Origin of the sequence: Mammaliicoccus sp. L-M44 (genome assembly GCF_022386355.1) — a bacterium.
GTDB classification, from domain to species: domain Bacteria; phylum Bacillota; class Bacilli; order Staphylococcales; family Staphylococcaceae; genus Mammaliicoccus; species Mammaliicoccus sciuri_A.
This window is the reverse complement of the sequence record NZ_JAJNIU010000008.1, coordinates 12,912-31,339: the sequence shown is the minus strand read 5'-3', so window position 1 is coordinate 31,339 and position 18,428 is coordinate 12,912. Positions and strand designations below refer to the sequence as shown.

The 18,428-nt window shown below is 32.2% G+C and carries 18 protein-coding genes and 1 riboswitch; of the genes, 13 read left to right on the top strand and 5 right to left on the bottom strand.

Annotated elements, in window-relative coordinates; all coding sequences use genetic code 11:
- Positions 1–4: 4 nt before the first annotated feature.
- Complete coding sequence (locus LQ611_RS06060; protein ID WP_204172457.1) at positions 5–820, bottom strand: MetQ/NlpA family ABC transporter substrate-binding protein; 816 nt, start codon at positions 818–820, stop codon at positions 5–7.
- Between the two features lie 81 nt (positions 821–901).
- Positions 902–1,007, bottom strand: a riboswitch (SAM riboswitch).
- 368 nt (positions 1,008–1,375) lie between these two features.
- Between LQ611_RS06060 and isaB the strand changes: the two genes are divergently transcribed.
- Entirely contained in the window at positions 1,376–1,882 is a 507-nt protein-coding gene (isaB, locus tag LQ611_RS06055; protein ID WP_107590790.1) for an immunodominant staphylococcal antigen IsaB family protein, read from the top strand.
- Positions 1,883–1,952: 70 nt separating this feature from the next.
- Here the strand turns inward: isaB and LQ611_RS06050 are convergent, their stop codons facing one another.
- Positions 1,953–2,663 (bottom strand): MerR family transcriptional regulator, encoded by a 711-nt coding sequence (locus LQ611_RS06050; RefSeq protein ID WP_107590791.1) that lies wholly within the window; start codon positions 2,661–2,663, stop codon positions 1,953–1,955.
- A gap of 288 nt (positions 2,664–2,951) precedes the next feature.
- On the opposite strand from LQ611_RS06050, the gene LQ611_RS06045 reads away from it, so the two are divergent.
- From LQ611_RS06045 to LQ611_RS06010, 8 genes are all read left to right on the top strand, one after another.
- Positions 2,952–4,580, top strand: a complete 1,629-nt coding sequence (locus tag LQ611_RS06045; protein WP_239709455.1) for an APC family permease — start codon at positions 2,952–2,954, stop codon at positions 4,578–4,580.
- A gap of 305 nt (positions 4,581–4,885) precedes the next feature.
- Positions 4,886–6,913 carry a BglG family transcription antiterminator gene (locus tag LQ611_RS06040; RefSeq protein ID WP_107590793.1) on the top strand — a complete coding sequence of 676 codons (2,028 nt, stop codon included), beginning with the start codon at positions 4,886–4,888 and terminating at the stop codon, positions 6,911–6,913.
- Positions 6,914–6,932: 19 nt separating this feature from the next.
- Entirely contained in the window at positions 6,933–7,400 is a 468-nt protein-coding gene (locus LQ611_RS06035) for a PTS sugar transporter subunit IIA (RefSeq protein WP_037590476.1), read from the top strand.
- A gap of 57 nt (positions 7,401–7,457) precedes the next feature.
- Positions 7,458–7,736, top strand: a complete 279-nt coding sequence (locus LQ611_RS06030; RefSeq protein ID WP_037590477.1) for a PTS sugar transporter subunit IIB — start codon at positions 7,458–7,460, stop codon at positions 7,734–7,736.
- 84 nt (positions 7,737–7,820) lie between these two features.
- The gene (locus LQ611_RS06025; RefSeq protein ID WP_119651017.1) at positions 7,821–9,080 is read left to right on the top strand and encodes a PTS galactitol transporter subunit IIC; all 1,260 of its coding nucleotides are present in this window, start codon (positions 7,821–7,823) and stop codon (positions 9,078–9,080) included.
- Positions 9,081–9,100: 20 nt separating this feature from the next.
- The gene (locus LQ611_RS06020; protein ID WP_119651018.1) at positions 9,101–10,132 is read left to right on the top strand and encodes a zinc-binding dehydrogenase; all 1,032 of its coding nucleotides are present in this window, start codon (positions 9,101–9,103) and stop codon (positions 10,130–10,132) included.
- A gap of 41 nt (positions 10,133–10,173) precedes the next feature.
- Positions 10,174–10,332, top strand: a complete 159-nt coding sequence (locus LQ611_RS06015; RefSeq protein WP_088592136.1) for a hypothetical protein — start codon at positions 10,174–10,176, stop codon at positions 10,330–10,332.
- Positions 10,333–10,358: 26 nt separating this feature from the next.
- Positions 10,359–11,396, top strand: a complete 1,038-nt coding sequence (locus LQ611_RS06010) for a galactitol-1-phosphate 5-dehydrogenase (protein WP_119651019.1) — start codon at positions 10,359–10,361, stop codon at positions 11,394–11,396.
- 143 nt (positions 11,397–11,539) lie between these two features.
- Here LQ611_RS06010 and LQ611_RS06005 read toward each other — a convergent pair whose 3' ends face one another.
- Positions 11,540–12,424 (bottom strand): nuclease-related domain-containing protein, encoded by an 885-nt coding sequence (locus tag LQ611_RS06005; RefSeq protein ID WP_239709453.1) that lies wholly within the window; start codon positions 12,422–12,424, stop codon positions 11,540–11,542.
- A 104-nt stretch (positions 12,425–12,528) separates the two neighbouring features.
- Positions 12,529–13,035, bottom strand: coding sequence for a P-loop NTPase family protein (locus LQ611_RS06000; RefSeq protein ID WP_119651021.1), 507 nt, complete (start codon positions 13,033–13,035; stop codon positions 12,529–12,531).
- Between the two features lie 117 nt (positions 13,036–13,152).
- On the opposite strand from LQ611_RS06000, the gene LQ611_RS05995 reads away from it, so the two are divergent.
- Positions 13,153–13,737 (top strand): LysE family translocator, encoded by a 585-nt coding sequence (locus LQ611_RS05995; protein ID WP_239709451.1) that lies wholly within the window; start codon positions 13,153–13,155, stop codon positions 13,735–13,737.
- A 53-nt stretch (positions 13,738–13,790) separates the two neighbouring features.
- Here the strand turns inward: LQ611_RS05995 and LQ611_RS05990 are convergent, their stop codons facing one another.
- Positions 13,791–14,567, bottom strand: coding sequence for a MurR/RpiR family transcriptional regulator (locus LQ611_RS05990; RefSeq protein ID WP_233670771.1), 777 nt, complete (start codon positions 14,565–14,567; stop codon positions 13,791–13,793).
- A gap of 112 nt (positions 14,568–14,679) precedes the next feature.
- Between LQ611_RS05990 and pfkB the strand changes: the two genes are divergently transcribed.
- From pfkB to lacD, 3 genes are read left to right on the top strand one after another with little or no spacing between them, the layout of a single operon-like run.
- Positions 14,680–15,615, top strand: coding sequence for a 1-phosphofructokinase (gene pfkB, locus LQ611_RS05985; RefSeq protein WP_119651024.1), 936 nt, complete (start codon positions 14,680–14,682; stop codon positions 15,613–15,615).
- 5 nt (positions 15,616–15,620) lie between these two features.
- A complete protein-coding gene (locus LQ611_RS05980; RefSeq protein WP_119651025.1) occupies positions 15,621–17,495 on the top strand; it encodes a fructose-specific PTS transporter subunit EIIC in 1,875 nt (624 codons plus the stop codon).
- Positions 17,492–18,427, top strand: coding sequence for a tagatose-bisphosphate aldolase (gene lacD / locus LQ611_RS05975; RefSeq protein WP_119651026.1), 936 nt, complete (start codon positions 17,492–17,494; stop codon positions 18,425–18,427). Before LQ611_RS05980 ends, lacD begins: the two co-directional genes overlap by 4 nt.
- Position 18,428: the final 1 nt, after the last annotated feature.

Here is an 18,428-nt window from a genome sequence, read left to right as displayed (position 1 = left end):
ATTATTACTTTTCATATGGGATAACATTATCGCCATATTCATCTTTAATATATTTCTTCATTTCTTTAGACTGTAGTACTTTCAGAAGTTCTTGGAATTTCTTATCATTTTTATGTCCTTCTTTTACAGCTAATATATTCGCAAATGGTGATGACTTATCTTCAATAGCTATCGAATCTTTCACTGGATTCAGTCCGTTATCAATTGCATAGTTTGAATTCATAATGACTAAATCGCCTTCACCACTGTTATATGTCTTAGGTAAAAATTCTGCACCTTGTTTATTATTAAAGTTCAAATTCTTTTTATTTTCTATAATATCATCAAATTTGGCATCTTCAATTTTCACTTTTGGATCTATTTTGATCAATCCTTCATTAACAAAGAATGATAAAAATCTTCCTTCTTCAGCTGGGTTGTTAGACACGTATATTGTTCCGCCATCTGGTAAGTGTTTCAAATCTTTATGTTTTTTACTATAAACACCCATTGGCGTTGTGAAAACTTTTCCTACCTCTTCAATTTTATATCCATGTGTTGCTTTTTCAGCTTTTAAATAAGGCACATGTTGAAATAGATTTGCATCAACATCACCTTTATCTAATAATTTGTTAGGTACTTTATAATCATTCACTGTTTTAACTTCTAAGTCATAACCTTTTTCTTTCATTTTTTCTTTCGCATGTTCAACGACATCACCATGCGGAGCCGGAGAAGCAGCAACCGTAATCTTTGTATTTTCACTTCCACTAGACTTTCCACACGCAGCTAATAATAAAATAATACCGATAAAACTAACAAACTTTACGAATTTACTCATATGTATACACGCCTCTTTCCGATATAAAATTAAAAATAAAAAAACTTCCTCTAAAAAATTAGAGAAAGTTAGATAAACCTCCTCTCATCTTCAAAAGTTTAGACAAACTTTATGTGAATTAGCACCTTTCCAAATAGAAGGTTGCTGGGCTTCATAGGGCACATCCCTCAGCCACTCTTGATAAGAGTCTTTTATTATTTTTATTAATCCTATCATCGTACTCAAGATTAGTCAATTTAAAATTTTACACTGATGAATGAGTGGTATTGGATTGGATGGTGGTGATAATGGCAATAAGATATGTGAGTTGGTGGGATAATTTGGAATTTAGGAATATCTTGGATGAACTTGTGATTTTACTACTTCTTTAACTCACATGTTTCTCAATCTCGTGTGTTTACTCCACCTTTAACTAACATCTTGCCTCATTCTAAATAACAAACCCACCTTCTTCACGATTTGATTATCTTCTTTTATACCGGGTAGTGTAATATTACAAACTTTTTTTGTCACTTAGCCAAAGGATTGTTATATCTATTAAAGGGAGTGGAGACATTGAAGAAAGTTTATCAGTTAATTGGTACGACTGCGTTATCGACGAGTTTATTACTTGGTGTGTCAGCTGTCGAAAATTCTGATCAAGCTATTGCAGCAAATTCAGAGTCAGAAACAACACCTTGGTATAACTATGATGGCTACACATATAATAACCCGTCCTTTGTATTAGATTATGATTTTGTAGAAGCACTTTATGCAGATAATGTAACGATTAATGGTTACCAAACGGAATATGATGCTAAAACAGGCACTGGTGGTCATTCATCTAAAGTCTATGACACGACAATATTAAAAGACGACAATGGTAAAGTTGGTACAATCATGTTTGATGTTAAATCTGGTGTTGTTACAAAGTCTGAATTTAAAAAAGCACACGAAGCAACGATGCTAGTTGATGAAGGAGACCAATATTTAAAATATGGTACTTTAAATCAACATTACCTCGCCTCTTTTGATAAAGATGGTTATTTAGTTCATATGGAAATTGGTGTTATACCTCAATAATTGATAAATTCATATTAAAATAAGCGAGATAGAATTCTGATTCCACAGCGTTCTATCTCGCTCTTTTTCATTATTCATGTGTCTCGATACAAAAACTTTCTACATTACAATGAGGACATAATAGCTTTCTTGTTTGATACGTATGATTAGATTTGAACCATTCTGAGAAGATCGGTTTAAATTCATTTTGGCAATTTGGACATAAGTAACTTACAACAGCATAGTATTTTTTAACAGCAAATACTGCATACAATAGTACGAATGGATAAACGATGATAACTGGTTTCCATTTTTTCTGTGTTATCGCCATGGCAATGCTTGTATATTGACCAATGCCGACAATCATAGATACTAACATAAATTTGCTTCGGAATTTTTTCATTAGTTGATGCTTTTTAGATTTATTTTGTAAATTTAAGATATTAGATACTGGATATTCACTTTCTTCACTTATATTCTTTCTAATAAATTGAATTTGTCTCAGTTGGTCACTTTCGTTTCGAATATTTTCCTCTAGTTCAATGATTTTTTCACTTAACAGTACATTGAGTGTGTTGATAGACTCATTTGATTTCAACAATTCTTTAATTTCTTTCAAAGAAAAATTCATATCTTTCAAAATCAATACAATCTTTAATTGATTTAAATCCGCTTCTGTATATAATCTTCTATTATTCTCAGATGTTTCACTTGGGCTGACAATGCCTTTCTTATCGTAATACTGTACTGTCCGAACTGTTACATGACATCTCTTAGCTACTTCGCCTGTAGTCATTTTCATACTAACCACTCCTTGTATTATTGGTTTTTATACTTATATTCTATTTTATGACGTAGCGTCACAAGCAACTTAAAAATACTAATTAATTTACTTTATAGCCGGTCAGACTGCCGGAACTCTAAAAACCTTTCATTCCTATAAAACTGGTGTGTACAGCGATTTGAAAACGCTCGATATTTACAACGGAATTTGACTATTAATTTTATAAGCGTATAATATTGTCCCGTGCTTTAAATTTAACAATAAAAACAAACAAAAATTGATTAAAAAATTAGAATGGGAGATTGGATGAGTAATCATAACGAAAACAAAAAAATTAACTTGACCCAACTCGTACTATTAGGACTTGGTTCTTTAATCGGTTCTGGATGGTTATTTGGGGCATGGGAAGCATCATCAATTGCAGGTCCTGCCGCAATTATATCTTGGGTAATAGGCTTTATTGTTATAGGATCGATAGCTTATAACTATATTGAAATTGGAACAATGTTCCCACAATCTGGTGGTATGAGTAACTACGCGCAGTATACACATGGTTCACTGCTTGGTTTCATAGCATCATGGGCTAACTGGGTATCATTAGTAACGATTATCCCTATCGAGGCTGTATCAGCTGTTCAATACATCAGCTCTTGGCCATGGGATTGGGCTAAACCTACTAGCCAACTTATGCATGATGGTTCAATTAGTAATATTGGATTATTTGCAGTATTTATTATCATTATTATTTTCTCATTATTAAATTATTGGTCAGTTAAACTATTAACATCATTTACAAGTTTAATATCATTCTTTAAATTAGGAGTGCCACTTGTAACGATTATTATGTTAATTATTTCTGGATTTGATACAGGAAACTATGGTTCATCAATAGGAGAATTTATGCCGTATGGTAGTGCACCAATATTTGCTGCTACTACAGCGTCTGGTATTATATTCTCATTTAATGCATTCCAAACAATTATTAATATGGGATCTGAAATTCAAAATCCTGAAAAGAATATATATAAAGGTATATTAATTTCACTTTCTTTAAGTGCTGCATTATATATTATTTTACAAAGTACATTTATTACATCTATGCCAGCAGACATGCTTTCTGAAAGTGGTGGTTGGAGCGGTATTAATTTCGACTCACCATTTGCTAACTTAGCCATCATATTAGGATTAAACTGGTTAGCTATTCTATTATATTTAGAAGCCGTTGTATCACCATTTGGTACAGGTGTTTCATTCGTAGCGATTACTGGTCGTGTATTACGTGCAATGGAGAAAAATGGTCATATTCCTAAATTCTTAGGTTCTATGAACGAAAAATACAACATTCCACGTGTCGCAATTGTATTTAACGCTATTGTCAGTATGATCATGGTTTCATTATTTAGAGATTGGGCAGTATTAGCAAGTGTTATCTCTACAGCAACACTTGTTGCATATTTAACTGGTCCAACAACTGTTATTTCATTAAGAAAAATGGCACCGAATATGCATAGACCATTCCGTGCGAAAATGCTTGGCTTTATGGCGCCATTTTCATTCGTTGTTGCATCACTCGCAATATATTGGGCTATGTGGCCAACAACAGCACAAGTTATACTTATTATCATTTTAGGTTTACCAATTTACTTCTTCTATGAATATAAGACAAATTGGACAAATACTAAAAAACAAATCGGTGGTAGTATTTGGATCATCGCATACCTTATCATTCTTGCTTTCTTATCATTTATCGGAAGTAAAGAATTTAACGGACTTAATTGGATCCACTACCCATATGATTTCATCGTCATTGCAGTTGTTGCACTAGTATTCTATAAATTAGGTACAACAAGCTACTTTGAAGGTATTTATTTCAAACGCGCGAAGAAAATTAATAAAAAAATGAAAGAAAACTTACCAGATGAATCTCAAGAATAATTATTAGTTAAAAGCAATCGCTAAACGAGCGATTGCTTTTTTTGTGTTCTTGTCCCCTTATTACCCCTTTCTTTACTTAAGTTATCCCTACTATGTATTCAATTTTAATAATATTCATGCATTTAAAATTATTCGTTGTGTCTTACAAACGTTGTCATATCAATATAATCACAAAGGTGTACACAAAAGTTAATAACATTTGTGATTAAAGCTTGTACAACTCTTTGATGACCTGTGTTAAATTATGATTAACAACAAAGGAGGTATTCAAAATACAAAAAGAAAACTTTAATATCATTTCAGAAATGATAAAAAATCCAAAAGTAAAAGGCAAAGACTTAGAATCAATGTTTAACATTTCACGAAGACAACTTGGGTACAGGATTCAAAAGTTAAATGACTGGTTTAAAGAACATGATTATCCGGAAATCGAACGAACTAGCCAAGGTTATTTTATCGTTGATGACACCATTAAAGATTTTCTTAATGTTCCAATTGAATCCACCTATCAAGAGAATGAGCAGGTATATACCGCATACCAACGTGCACACCTCATTTTATTGATGTTGTTTAGTGAAGAAGAAGGTCTTTCATTAAATCACTTCTCAATTGATTTAGAAGTCAGTAAAAATACGATTCTAAATGATATTAAGAAATTGAAAGAACTTTTACAACCATACGAAGTTAATCTGAAATATAGTCGTACAAATGGTTATTACTTAGCTGGTAGTGAATTTGAAATTCGAAGGCTTCTTATGAGGCTCATCGATAAAGTCTTTACAATGCATATTGCTCAGTCTGATATCGTCAAAAGTTTAAGTATTATTGATGAAAAAATTGAATTAATCAATAAACAAATCACTAAAATCGAACAATATTTAGACAGGAAATTCATTGATCAAAGTACACAAACATTACCTTATAAACTTTATTTAATTTTACGAAGAATTAAGCATGACAAAATTGTTTCATCATTTTCTATAGGATATGACGATTTATCGGATACGAAAGAATATCAAGCAACAGAAATTTTGACATCGAACTATCCAAATATTCCGAGACAAGAAAAGTTATTTATTACTTTACAGTTGTTGTCAACGAGTGTTCAGTGGTCAGATGTCAGTGATGTTCAACATATCCCAGAACTCAAAAAGGCACTTATAGACATGATTGTTCAATTTGAAAAAATTACTTTTATTAAATTTAAAGATCGAGATTCTTTGATTAACCAATTAATGCTTCATATGGAACCTGCTTTTTATAGAATTCGATATCAATTATCTGATGTAGAAGGTTTGGAAAATTCCTTAAAAGAAGATTATAAAGAACTCTTTCATCTCGTTAAATTATCTTCAAAACCTTTAGAGAAGTTCTTCGGGCAATCATTACCCGAAAATGAGATTGCTTATTTAACCATACTGATTGGTGGCAGTTTAAGAAGGCAAGATGAAGAAATTGAACAAAAAGTAAAAGCAGTCGTTGTTTGTACACAAGGTACATCCATTTCTCAGCTCATGTTACAAGAGTTGCGAAGTGTATTCCCTGAATTTATATTCCTTGATGCATTGTCATTACGTGATTTCAATCAGTATGAATTAGACTTTGATATCGTCTTTTCACCGATGCATATCATGACACCTAAAAAATTGTATATCACGAAAACGATATTAACTGCTCAAGAAAAACATGAACTACGACAACATGTATTCGGTCAATTAAATAATACGATGGAAACAGAAATACAAGTCGAAAAAATGATTTCGGCTATTAGAGAACATGCAACAATTCATAATGAATCTGAGCTTTTCAAAATCGTAAAAGCACAATTTGAAGATACGTATGCATATTCATCAGTTAAAGCATCGACATTATCTATTAATAGTACTTTGAACTTACAAGATTTATTACCAACCAATCTTATCAATTTTGTAGAGCGTGTAGCTGATATTGAAGAAGCCATTCAATTAACGGCTAATCCGTTAGTAAGAATGAAATATGTCGACCCGCTTTATATAGATAAGATGCATGCAGCATTTGATGATACGTATATGGTTATTAACCAAAATATCGCAATCCCTCATGCTGATGGTGATCAAGTCGTTCATAGAACTGCAATGAGTATGTTGATTCTTAAAGAGCCACTCAAGTTGAGTACTGGATTAAAAGTTCATATCTTCGTAGCAATCGCTGCTACAGATAAGTTCAAACATTTAAGACCACTACTACAACTGAGAGATATGTCTCAAGACGATGAAGCTATACAACAAATTGTTCAAACAGATTCAAAAATTGATGTATATAAAATCATTCAACACTTTTCAAAAATAGATTAAGTCAAAGGGGTTGCATAATATGCAAGATTTAAAGATCGATGCTTCTAACGTCATTCTAGATTTAGAAGCTAAGACGAATGTTGAAGCGTTGAGTAAGTTGTCAGATGTTATGTATCAAAATAATTATGTTAAAGACACTTACAAAGACGCAGTGATAGAAAGAGAAAAGTCATTTGCAACTGGTTTACCAACTGTATATTGCTCAGTGGCAATCCCACATACCGACATACAACACGTTCAGACGAGATCAATAGGTATTGCAGTACTAAAAGAAACCGTTCCATTTGTCATTATGGGAGAAATTGAAGAAACAACAGATGTGAAATTAATATTCATGTTAGCAATGGATAAAGAAGATGCTCAACTATCATTATTACAAAAACTGATGGGAATCTTCCAAAACGATCAATTACTTGAATTGATTGCCAATGCACAAGATAAACAAACAATTGTAGATGCAATAGATAAAGAATTAAGCGAAGTATAAAAAAATTAACAGGAAGAGTTCGATGTACACATCGACTCAAATTAGGAGGAAATTATTATGAAACAAGTATTAGTAGCATGTGGAGCAGGAATCGCAACGTCAACAGTGGTTAACAACGCAATTGAGGAAATGGCTAAAGAACACAACATTAAAGTAGATTTAAAACAAATAAAAATCTCTGAAGTTGGTGCATACGCTGATACAGCTGATTTATTAGTAACAACAGCAATGACACAAAAAGAATACAAATTCCCAGTTATTAACGCACGTAACTTCTTAACTGGAATTGGTGTTGAAGATACTAAGAAAGAAATTTTAGACGCGTTACAAAGTTAAACAAATTCAAAATTAAAAACTAGCATGAGGTTGGAATAAATCATATTTCATCCTCATTCTTCTAAAAAGAGGATGGTGTAGGGAATGAATGGTTTTGTAAATTTTATTCAAGCATTTCTTGATTTAGGTGCAACGGTAATTTTACCGATTGTCATATTCTTATTAGGGTTATTTTTCAGACAGAAAGTTGGCGCAGCATTTAGATCTGGTTTAACGATTGGTGTTGCCTTCGTAGGTATTTTCTTAGTAATTGATTTACTTGTTAACAATTTAGGACCAGCAGCACAAGCAATGGTTAAAAATTTAGGCGTAAGTTTAAATGTAATCGATGTAGGTTGGCCTGCTACATCATCAATTGCATGGGCATCTGTTATCGCTGCATTTATTATTCCTTTAGGTATTGTGATTAATGTCATTATGTTATTAACTAAAACAACTAAAACAATGAACGTTGATATTTGGAACTTCTGGCACTATACATTCTGTGGTGCAATGGTTTATGCCGTTTCAGGAAGCATTTGGCAATCATTAGTTGCAGCTGCATTATTCCAAATCGTCTGCTTAAAAGTAGCTGACTGGACTGCACCAATGATGAGTAAATTCTATGATTTACCAGGTGTATCTATTGCAACTGGTAGTACGATTTCTTATGTACCTGGTATCTTCCTTGTTAAAGGTCTTCAAAAAGTGCCTGGTATTAACAAATTAAATGCTGACCCAGATACAATTCAAAAACGTTTCGGCGCTTTCGGTGAATCTATATTTGTTGGTTTAGTACTTGGTTTAGCAATCGGTTTATTAGCTGGCTACAATGCTGGTGACGTAATTAACTTAGGTATGTCAATGGCTGCTGTTATGGTCTTAATGCCTCGTATGGTTAAGATTCTTATGGAAGGTTTAATGCCTGTATCAGAATCAGCTCGTACTTGGTTAAACAAACGCTTTGGAGATCGTGAAATTTATATCGGTTTAGATGCTGCGGTTGCATTAGGTCACCCAGCTGTAATCTCAACTGCTTTAATCTTAGTACCTGTAACTGTATTATTAGCTGTTATTTTACCAGGTAACCAAGTATTACCTTTTGGTGACTTAGCAACAATTCCATTTATCGTCGCATTTATCGTAGGTGCAGCACGCGGTAATATCATACATTCAGTTATCGTAGGAACAATTATGATTGCAATTTCACTATACATCGCAACAGATGTAGCACCTATCTTCACAAGCATGGCTGACGGTACTAATGTGAAAATGCCATCAGGATCTTCACAAATCTCAAGTATTGACCAAGGTGGTAACATCTTAAACTATATTATCTTCAAGTTCTTTGCATTGTTCAACTAACATTAAGGGGATGACTTTAAATGAAAGCATTAGTAAAAACAGCACCTGGTTTTGGTAATTTAGAAATTTTAGATAAAGAAATTCCAGAACCAAATGAAAATGAGATAAAAATAAAAGTTCATTATGCCGGTATTTGTGGTACAGATGTCCACACATATGAAGGTCATTACAATGTAAACTTCCCTGTAACACTTGGCCATGAATTTTCTGGAGAAATCGTTGCGCTTGGTGATAAAGTTGAAGGATTCGAAATTGGTGATCGTGTAACGTCTGAAACAACATATTATATTTGTGGTGAATGTGAATACTGTCAATCTGGAGACTACAATTTATGTAATCATCGTAAAGGTTTAGGTACGCAACAAAACGGTGGTTTCACACAATATCTTGTAGCAAGAGCAGCAAGTGTTCACAAGTTGCCTGACAATGTTTCATACAAAGCCGCTTCTATGACTGAACCACTTGCTTGTGCACATCACGCAGTATCTAAAATTGAAATTAATCAAGGTGATACTGTAGTTGTTATGGGACCAGGTCCAATTGGCCTGCTCGTTGCACAAGTCGTTAAAAGTAAAGGTGGCAAAGTTGTTATAACTGGTTTAGATAACGATAAAGCGCGTTTAGCAAAAGCAGAAGAATTAAATTTAGATCATGTTGTGAATATTCAACATACAGACTTAAAAGAATATGTTAATAACATTACAGACGGATACGGTGCAGATGTTGTATTAGAATGTTCAGGCGCTGTACCTGCTGCTAATCAAGGTCTTGATCTATTACGCAAAAAAGGTCTGTATGTTCAAGTTGGTATTTTTAAAGATCCCGAAATACCTTTTGATTTAGAAAAAATCGTCCAAAAAGAAATTAGAGTTGTTGGTAGTAGAAGTCAGAAACCTGCCGATTGGGAACCATCATTACAACTCATGAGTACTGGACAAGTAAATGCAGAAGCACTTGTTACTGCTGAGCTTGATATTACTGAATGGGATGAAGGATACAATCACATTAAAGGCGGCGAAGGTATTAAAGTATTACTTCGCCCTATCGAATAAACAAATAATCTTTTAAAAGATAAAAAAGGAGAATGTTGATTATGGTTGAACACATGTTAGATTTTATGCTTGGGCCAATGAGAGGTATCACGCAATTCTATATGGATAATTTACTCGTATGTAATAGTGCTGTCTTCTTAAGTTATTTCGGTTCTAAACTTTTCAAGAAGAAGAAAGTTACTTCTGAACAAACCTCATAATATAAATAGAGGGGAGGATATTACTTTTGAAAGCCTTAAATTTATATGGTATTGAAGATTTAAGATTTGAAGAAACAGCTGTACCAAAGATAGATGCACCGAATGATATCATTATTAAAGTTAAAGCAACGGGTATATGTGGATCAGATACCTCCCGCTACAAAAAGCTTGGACCTTACAAACAAGGTATGACGTTCGGACATGAATTTTCAGGAATTGTTGAGAAAGTTGGTAGCGACGTATCAGGGTTAAATGTCGGAGATGCTGTAACAGGATGCCCTGCTGTCGTATGCCACCAATGCCATTACTGTGAAAAAGGTGAATACTCACGTTGTGAAAATTTATATGTGATAGGATCATATGAACCTGGTTGTTTTGCAGAATATGTGAAACTCCCAGCAAGCAATGTACTTAAAGTACCAGACAATGTAGATTTAGATACTGCAGCAATGGTCGAACCTTCTGCAGTCGTTGCACATGGATTTTACAGAACACGTATGAAGCCGGGTGCTACTGTAGCAGTCATGGGATGTGGAAGCATCGGGTTACTTGCCATTCAATGGTCGAAAATATTTGGGGCAGCTAAAATAATCGCAATAGATATTGATGACCATAAGTTAGAAATCGCTAAGGAACTCGGCGCGGATTATACGATTAATTCTAAAGAAACAGACTTAGATGAAGCTATATCTGCAATACCTGAAAAAATTGATGTTGCTGTTGAATCAGCAGGATCACCGTTTACGATAGGACAAGTACTTACCTTACCAACTAAAGGTGGCGAAGTCTTACTATTAGGTATTCCATATTCAGATATCGAGATTCATCGTCAACATTTCGAAAAGATATTAAGAAATGAGCTTAATGTTATAGGTTCATGGAACGGTTTATCCGCCCCATTCCCAGGAGAAGAATGGGCAGCTACATTACATTATATGTCTACAGGAGAAATTGATGTAAAACCCATTATCTCAGACGTACTTCCTTTATCAAAAGGACCAGAAACATTTGATAACTTAGTAAACAGAAAGAAACAGTACGATAAAGTAATCTTCCACCCGTAAATAAACATAACCATATATCAATAATACCTTAAGAAGGAACAGGGGCGCCGAGTGCGCCCCTGTTATTTTGGTTGGTGATGGGTGGAGACGGTTCGTATGTTGCTTGTTTACTTAGTCTTGCAACACAGATATGATAAACTCAATTAATCATCATTATTTAAAAAATATTTCTTTGGTTTCTTCCTAAAATAGTTAAAATGTTTATCACATATTCTTCTCAAAGTATATTTATTCTCCACCTCACACCATTTTTGAGCTTCTGATAAAGTAAAAGGCTCCCCTTTGCAGGTATAGAATTCCATTAAATTATACAAGTACAATTTATTTCTACTAATTTCAAAGTGACAGAATTTGCAACGTAGATACTTTTTTCGTTCTTCTACCTCAACTGTATTCAATCTTTTACATTTCGGGCATTTCAATCCTGGTCTTAAACTAGACATTGGGACTTTTTTAATATTGTTATAAAGATGTGAAAAGTCACTATGCTCTTGTTGAAATATATGTAAGATATTAGCATTTTCTATAGTATGATTATTTTTGAACATATATTTAAGTTTGTGTAATTCTGTTGGTAATAGGATATTGAATTGTTGAGGCATTGTACCTTTTAAAGTAAATTTGGGGTTTGAAAAAATAAGATAGGAATGTAAGGGTTTGTTGATATTCAAATGGGATATTAAATAATTTAATTCGTGATTGGCTCGTCGCAGTTGTTGAAAAGGTGTATAAAACATGTTTCCAAATTCGTTCATAAGCTGACCATCTTTAATCGTATAATCTCCGGAATAATGTTTAACCTCAAAGTGACATATAGCATCATCCGTTACAATTAAGAAATCAATTTGAACGCGATTTTTGTAGTTTATATGAAAATCATATAAATAATGAAGATCTGGATATTCATCAAGAATATCTTTAATGAAAAGTTCACCCTCCAGACCTTTAATATAGTTCCTCGTATCTTCATCAAGTTTATCTTGAATGATACGATTTTTGAGAGCCAGTAAGTATGTTTGACTGTTCATCGATGCACCTCCATAATTCTTTACAATTATTATAGAGAATGCGCAGGAAAAGATAAACTAAAATGTTAAAGTTCCTTATACTTAATTAATAAACCTATACAACATTAACTTTCCTGCAGTTTATCACAAAATAATTTAGTGTCATATTTAGACTTTAATATTACCCATTCATTTTGATTACTATATTTATCTTTTAAATCAAGTAATTTTTTATCATGATTGTCTTTAAAATTCCAAACAAATTTGATAAAACTCCAACTCATTCTTTTAGGGTTTCCCCCTTCAGATTTTCTATAAAAACTTTGAATAAACCTTTTAAAAACTCTAAATATACAAATTGTTCTACTATAAGTTAACCAGATAACAATGTCAGCTTTCTTCATTCTTAATTCCAAAGTACTGTTATAATTACCATCAATAATCCATTCATCTAATTGAGTAATATTTTTTAATATTTCTTCAAAAGTCTCACTATCTATTGTTTTGTTACTATTTTGCCATTTTATTTCATCTAAATGATATAAAGGAATTCCTAAGTTATTATGTAATTTATTTGATAATGTTGATTTACCTGAGCCCGGACATCCAATAACCATAATACGTTGTTTCATACTTCCACCTTCTTTTTATTAGATTTATACATTCTCATCCCCCACCATCAACCATTTACAATCCTTTCTTCTATCGATACAATACTCTCAATAGTTTAATTTGAAGGGGCGCTTTTTATGACTTTATTATCTATGACGATTTATGCGATTGTTTCTAGTTTCACGCCTGGACCAAATAACATTATGTCTTTATATTATTCTAAACAAACTGGTCTACGAGGTACAGTAAGATTCTGTATTGGCGTTGCGCTTGGCTTCTTTATATTACTACTCGTATCTAATTTCTTTAGTTCTGCTTTGTATCACCTATTCCCTAAAATACAATTATATATGAAGATTTTCGGGGCAATTTATTTACTTTATTTAGCATACAAAATTGGAACGAGTAAAGGTACGGATGCTCAATCGTTTAGTAATAGATACAATAATATTAAATTTGGTATGTTGTTACAGTTCGTAAATCCTAAAGGTGTGATTTATGTGTTAAGTGTTGTGGCAGCATTTATAACGCCAAACTTTGAACACTTCTCTATCCAAATCATCTTAATTACATATTTAGCACTCATAGGATTTCTATCCTCGTTCAGTTGGAGTGTCTTTGGTTCAATCTTTAAAAAGTTTATTAATCAACATGAATTAGCATTTAACCTCATAATGGCACTACTTCTCGTTTATACTGCCTTCTCCATCCTCTTCACATAAAAAATCCCCCCTAATCCATGATTAATGGTTTAGGGGGTTTTGTATTAACTATTTTAATCATTTCTTATTACATATGCATCCAAAAGTATTCTAGATAAAACTTGTAATGGTAAGCGTGACCTAACTTCATATTCAGGTAAATAATTTTTATCAGATTTAAATCCTAATAAAATTATATCGCATAGTTCGTATAGTCTACCTTCTTTATTTGTTGTTAAACAAATTGTTTTGACGTTTAAGTTTTTACAATATTCAGCAGCTTCCACAAGTTCTTCTGTTTCACCATTCAAAGAAATAAATATTACTAAATCATCTTTTGTAAATGTTTTTGATTTTATTCGAATTATGTTCGGATCATTATGCTCCTCAGTATATTTATTTAGTAGTTGCAATTTTATTGTCATTTCATTTGATATATGTTCTGAAAATCCTCTTGCAAATATAGTAACTTTTTTACTGTATTTAATCGCTGATATAGCATCCTCTATTATAGAAGATTGAATATATCTAATCGTCTTATCAACTTCTTCTTGATTTTTAATAATCGCAGTTTGAATTTGACTATCAATGTATTCTACTTGTTCCAACGACTTTGGATTGGTATTAGAAATCTCTGTTGCAATTTGAAACTTAAAATCCGTAAAACCACTGTAGTCTAGTTTTTTCATACATCTTACTATCGTTGAAGTAGATACATTAACATCTTCACTCAATTTAATAATAGAAAGATTTACCATATCAAGATAATTTTTTTCTATATAGTTTATTAAGTATTTATCACTATCACTTAACTTACTATAAAAATATTGTACACGTTGTTGAAAATTCATGTTAACCCTCCTTATGTAAATATTTTCACTTTATTTTTACTATATCATAGAAATTGTAAACATTTTCATTCTTACACATGCCATAATCATTATTAAGAAAGGATGTTTGCTTATGATATACACTTGTACATTAAACACAGCTATTGATATGTTCGTTCATATGAATGATTTTAAACCTGATTATGTAAATAGAAGTATTTATGACGAGTTTCAACCTAATGGAAAAGGAGTTAACATATCTGTAATTTTAAGTAAATTAGGTACTCCTAATATCGCAACAGGATTTGTAGGAGGATTTAGTGGGAAATTTGTCAAAGATGAATTAGAAAAAATGAAAATTCAAACAGATTTTATTGAAGTAGAAGGTAATACTAGAATTAATGTATTTCTTAAATCAAACCAAGGTGAATATAAAATTGTTAATTCGGGACCTACCATTAAGAAAAATGAGATAAATACACTATTATCCAAAATAAAAAATTTGAATAGTAATGATATTCTTTTTGTATCTGGAAGTCTTCCCAAAAGTATTGATGGTGAAATATTATTAACAATTGCAAAATTATCAAAATCAATAGGATTTAAATTAATTATTGATACCAGCCATCCTATTCTAAAAGAAATTATTAAATATAAACCGTTTTTAATCAAACCTAATGAAGAAGAGTTACAAAACCTTTTCCCTAACCATGATCTAAAATCTGATAAAGACATCGCATATGTATCCAATCTACTTATTAAAGAGGGGTGTCAAAATGTTTTAGTATCTGTTGGAGAAAATGGAGCATATTTTTTCAATAAATATTGTAGTTATCATTGTACTGCTCCTAAAGGTGAAGTTTTAAATACAGCTGGAGCTGGAGATACAATTTTAGCAACATTTTATCATACTTTTCAAGAAACTTTAGATGAAGCTACCGCTCTCAAAAAAGCTGTTGTTGCCGGTTCTTCTACGGCATTTAAATCAGGACTCACAGATTTTAGCGATACCAAAGAATTATTGAAAGAGATTCAAATTTCAACATTAAACGTTACTAAACAGGGGTGATATTAATGAAATATCAATTTTTAGGAGTTACAGGATGTCCAACGGGAATAGCACATACTTTCATGGCAGCTGAAGCACTAGAAAATGCTGCTAAAAATAAAAATGTAACAATTAAAGTAGAAACGCATGGACAAAGAGGAACTGAAAATGAATTTAGTAAAAAAGAAATTGACGAAGCAGAAGTCATTATTATTGCAGCTGATAAAAATGTAAATATCGACAGATTCAAAGGGAAGAAAGTTATTAATGTTTCAGTATCTAAAGGTATTAAGCAAGCAAATCAGTTACTCGATCAAGCTATTTCAGGTGATGTGTCAATTTATCAATCTACGAATAATCAATTAGATAATTCTGAGCATCAAGAAAATACTTCTTCTAATATGTGGCATAAAATATATGTTCATTTAATGAATGGTGTTTCGCATATGCTTCCTTTCGTAGTAGCAGGAGGTGTTATGACTGCTATATCATTCATGTTTGGCATATACTCTGCTGATCCAAAATCTGACCAATATAATGTAATCGCTGAACAAATGAATACAATAGGCGGCTTAGCTATGGGACTAATGGTTCCTATACTTAGTGCATATATAGCACAATCAATAGCCAATAGGCCAGGTCTAGTTATAGGTTTTATCGTTGGTATGATAGCTGATACAAATGGTACAGGCTTTCTAGGAGGTATTGCAGGAGGTTTCTTAGCTGGTGGCATCGTATTATTATTACAAAAATCTCTAAAAAATTTACCTAAATCACTAGATGGTTTGAAAGCAATATTTTTACTACCTGTTTTGGGTATTTTTATTGCAGGCTTTATCATGTGGTATTTATCAATACCTATGGAATTTATTAATAAAGGTATGATGAACTTTTTAGCAGGTTTCCAAGACTCAAATCCAATAATTTTAGGTTTAATTGTCGGTATAATGTGTGCATTTGATATGGGTGGACCAGTTAATAAAGCAGCGTATGTAACAGGTACTGCTCTATTAGCACAAGGTAATCATCTTTTCATGGCTGGAGTATCAGCTGCGTGTATAGTCCCTCCATTAGCAACTGGATTCTCAGTATTATTATCTAGAAAATATTACAGTCAATCTGAGACGAGTGCTGGATTAGTCAACTTTTTACTTGGTTCAACACATATCACTGAAGGTGCGATTCCATTTGCTGCTAAACGACCATTTATTATTATCCCAATACTTATGGTGGGCTCGTCTATAGCTGCAATACTCACATATATGTTGAAAGTTGAAGTTCCAGCTCCACATGGTGGATTTATAGTATTACCTGTAGTTACTCATCCAATTTTCTGGGTAGTATCAATAATCATTGGTGCTCTTGTTGCTGGAATATTAATGTCAATCGAACAAAAAAGATATGTTACTAAAAGTAATGAGTCTGATGAACAGTCTAAAATCAAATCTACTAACAACTTAGTAGACAGTAAACGAGTTTTCTTAAATAAATCTTTCAATAACAAAGAAAGTGCTTTAGAGTTTATTGCCCAACAATCAGTTGAAACAAATGTTTCAGATAATTTCAATTCAGTCTTTGCAGGTTTGAAAGCTCGCGAAGCAGAAAGTAGTACTGGTATGGAGAATGGTATAGCTATACCTCATGTATCAGATAAATCAATAAGTACGTCAAGTCTAATTGTAATTAAAATGGATAATGAAATTGAATGGCCATCTTTAGATGAGAAGCCTACTAATTTCTTAATAAGTATATTAGTACCAGAAAATAATGGTGAGGAACATTTAAATATTTTAGCTAACCTATCTAGAAAATTAATGGACAAAGAATTTACAAATCAACTAATATCTTCAAATTCAATAGAAGAAATCGTAAATCTATTAAGTGGAGTGAATAAGAAATGAAATCCTTAAAAAAACTAACTAACAATAATGGTATTATTACTGCATTAGCTATAGACCAAAGAGGTGCTTTAAAAAGAATGATGGGCGAAAACATTTCATATACTGAAATATCTAATTTTAAAGAATTGGTCTCGAATGAATTAACACCTTATGCATCGTCTATATTATTAGATCCTGAATTTGGTATAGAAGCAGCTAATATAAGAGATGCAAATTGTGGTTTAATTATGGCATATGAAAAAACAGGTTATGATAAAAAAACACCAGGAAGAATCCCTGACTTAATTCCAAATTGTTCAGTAAAAAACTTAAAATCTAAAGGTGCAGATGCTATCAAACTACTAATCTATGTAGACATTAATGAGTCAGATGAAATAAATAGTCAAAAAGAAGCTTTTGTAGAGAGAGTTGGTAGTGAATGTGTATCAGAATCATTACCTTTTTTCCTAGAAATCTTAACATATGATGACTCTATTGGTGATGAAAAAGGAATTGAGTTTGCTAAGATAAAGCCACATAAAGTGATTAATGCCATGCGTCTTTACAGTGAATCAAGATTTAATGTAGATGTACTAAAAGTAGAAGTTCCGGTTAATATGAACTTTGTAGAGGGATATGCTAAGAATGAATATATTTATACAAAAGAAGAAGCTGCTGAATTCTTCCTGGAACAATCTAATGCTACCAACCTACCTTTTATATTCTTAAGTGCTGGAGTGTCGTCACAATTATTTTTAGATACATTAAACTTCGCATATAAGTCAGGATCTAAGTTTAATGGTGTATTATGTGGTAGAGCTACATGGAGTGATGCCGCAAAAGCATATGTAGATGATGGTATTAATTCTTCCAGAAAACAACTGAAATCAACTTGTAAGAATAACATTCTAGAATTAAATAAATTGGTGGAAGAAATTGCTACACCCATATAAC